The organism is Tardiphaga sp. (assembly GCF_044340795.1).
In the GTDB taxonomy this organism is placed as follows: Bacteria; Pseudomonadota; Alphaproteobacteria; order Rhizobiales; family Xanthobacteraceae; genus Tardiphaga.
Genome location: NZ_JBIISY010000444.1, coordinates 1 through 2531, shown reverse-complemented (window position 1 = coordinate 2531; position 2531 = coordinate 1). Strand labels below are relative to the sequence as shown.

Here is a 2531-nt window from a genome sequence, read left to right as displayed (position 1 = left end):
GGACCAGATGAGCACGACGTCGGACGGCATGGCTGCGGTCTCGAGCCAGACCAATGCCCGGGTTCAGGATGCTGCGCGTGCATCCAACGACGCCTCGGCCAATGTGCAGAACGTCGCCGCCGCCGCAGAAGAGCTCAGCACCTCCATCAACGACATCAGCCGCCAGGCCTCGCATGCGGCGGGCATCGCCAGCCGTGCTGTGCAACAGGCTCAGCAGACCGACAACACCGTGCAGGGCCTCGCTGCAAGCGCAGCCCGGATCGGCGAAGTGGTCGGCCTGATCAACGACATCGCATCGCAGACCAACCTGCTCGCGCTCAACGCCACTATCGAGGCCGCGCGCGCGGGCGAGGCCGGCCGCGGCTTTGCCGTGGTGGCGTCCGAGGTGAAATCGCTAGCGAGCCAGACCGCCAAGGCCACTGACGACATTTCCGAGCAGATTGCCGATGTCCAGCGTGTCGCGAATGATGCCATCGAAGCCATCAAGGCGATCGGCGGCATTATCGGCGAGGTCAATGAGGTGGCGACCGCGATCGCCGCGGCCGTCGAAGAGCAAGGCGCGGCGACGCAGGAAATCACGCGTTCGACCCAGCAGGCCGCAGATGGCACCCGCAACGTTTCCGACAACATCACCGGCGTCAGCGCGGATGCGGACGCCGCAGGTGCGGCTGCGCAAGATGTGAAAGTGGCCTCGGAAACGCTGGCGACGCAGACCCGCGAGCTCGGCTCGCAGGTCACGGATTTTCTTGGGAAGATCAGGGCTGCTTGAGCCGACAAGCCGGCTGGATTACCCGCGAAATCGCGTGATCCCCTAATCACAAACGCAACGTCGCCCGGTCAAGCCGGGCGACGTTTGATTAGCAGTTTATTCCCGTGCCACCACAGGCAGGCGCTCGAATTTCGCAGCGACCGAAGCCGGCACCGGCGTCATGTTCAGCGACGCACCGCGTTTGTCGGTTCGCGTCACCGACTTCAACCCATCCGCTCCCGCGACAATGTCGCCTTTGCGCAGCGTCGGGTCGTCCTCGATCTTCACCTGGGCGAGGCCCATCGCATCCTTGCCATTGCAGGTGCAGCCGGCCACGATCTCACTGCGGAATTTGAAGGCGTTCGGCAGATCGGAATAGGACTTGCCGTTTTCGGTCGTCGCGTGATCGATATTGCTGCCATAGACCACTTCGGTCTTGCTGGACGGACAGAAATTGTTGCACGACGTCGCGCGACTCTGATTGTCATTCGCCGTGATCGGGAAATAGCGGCCGTCGCAGGTCCGCACGCAATAGGCCTGTCCACTGGCGACACGGGGACGCTCGACACGCTGCGGCGGCGCGTCATCGAACATGCTCGGCATCCTGCCGCGCGAAAAGCCGCCAAACAATTCGGAGAAAAAGTCCTGAGCCTGAGCAGCGGGAACGGCAAAAGCCATCACGCCAAGCGCCAGTGCCGCCGCTCCAAGGAGCCGTCGTCCAGACATGTGGGTCATGGGTCTCGGCCCTCCAACTTCAGATCAATCTGTCTTGAACTCAGTACAACGATGACGCCGACAGGTTCATCGCCTGCTGGCCGGACTGCCCGGCCCGCGCCGGCTGCACGGAGATCACGGTTCGCGACGACGGCGCAGTGCGCGCCATTTCGCGGGAGGCTGCCGACTTCGGCAGCACCACGACCTTCGTCCCAACGTTCACGCGCCTGAAAAGGTCCTGCACATCTTCATTGGTGAGGCGGATGCAGCCCGACGACACGAATTTTCCGATCGTGGTGGGGTCGTTGGTACCGTGAATGCGATAGATGCTGGAGCCGAGATACATGGCGCGCGCACCGAGGGGGTTACCGGGACCGCCGGCCATGAAACGCGGCAGATAAGGCTGGCGGCGGATCATCTCTGCGGGCGGATGCCAGTCGGGCCATTCCGCCTTCCGCGTTACCGTTTCGGTGCCTGCCCAGGTAAAGCCATCGCGGCCGACGCCGACGCCATAGCGGATCGCACGGTTGTTGCCGAGGATGTAATAGAGCTGCGTGTTGCCGGTATCGATGACGACAGTGCCTGGTGCCTGATTGGACACGTAGTTCACCTCCGCACGGCGCAGACGTTCTGGCATCACATAGGATGCCGCGTCGCGCTCCATCTCCGGAGTCACCATGATGTTGTCTTCGAGAAAGCCGTCCTGCGAAGTCGGCGCGTAGCTCATCATCTGTGCCGATGCACTGCCGACGAATGCGGGAGCGACGAACAGACCAGCAGCGAGCGCGACCGCGCTGGATAGACGCAGAGCCGTGCGAGCGAAATCCTGTGCCATGTGACTGCCCCGTGGATGGATGCATCGGAAGCGATGCATCGTGGCGATGACCGCGCAAATAACATCGCGACGGGCAAACCGGTTCCGGCCGGCGCAATCAAGAAAGCGGCTTGTCAACCAGCCTGCCATCACGAATCCGCGATGGAACTTGTAAGGGTAGTCCTGTGTTGATGGCCGTTCCTTGCGCGGCCGCGACAGCGGCCACGCCAACGGAGGCGGCGTGCCGTGACAATC

The 2531-nt window shown here is 63.0% G+C and carries 3 protein-coding genes; 1 reads left to right on the top strand and 2 read right to left on the bottom strand.

Features of this window, described 5'->3' with window-relative positions; all coding sequences use genetic code 11:
- Window positions 1-769: methyl-accepting chemotaxis protein (locus tag ACIQ17_RS32940; protein WP_398473780.1), on the top strand; the 769-nt coding region annotated here is incomplete at its 5' end.
- A gap of 96 nt (window positions 770-865) precedes the next feature.
- On the opposite strand, the gene ACIQ17_RS32935 is transcribed toward ACIQ17_RS32940, so the two are convergent.
- Both ACIQ17_RS32935 and ACIQ17_RS32930 read right to left on the bottom strand, forming a co-directional pair.
- Window positions 866-1483, bottom strand: a complete 618-nt coding sequence (locus ACIQ17_RS32935) for a DUF2865 domain-containing protein (protein WP_398473778.1) — start codon at window positions 1481-1483, stop codon at window positions 866-868.
- Between the two features lie 40 nt (window positions 1484-1523).
- Window positions 1524-2297, bottom strand: a complete 774-nt coding sequence (locus ACIQ17_RS32930) for a L,D-transpeptidase family protein (RefSeq protein ID WP_398473777.1) — start codon at window positions 2295-2297, stop codon at window positions 1524-1526.
- Window positions 2298-2531 lie beyond the last annotated feature (234 nt).

Bases quoted from the DNA above. Each gene is read 5' to 3' on its own strand.
- ACIQ17_RS32935 (WP_398473778.1), bottom strand. From the start codon at position 1,483: ATGACCCACATGTCTGGACGACGGCTCCTTGGAGCGGCGGCACTGGCG.
- ACIQ17_RS32930 (WP_398473777.1), bottom strand. From the start codon at position 2,297: ATGGCACAGGATTTCGCTCGCACGGCTCTGCGTCTATCCAGCGCGGTC.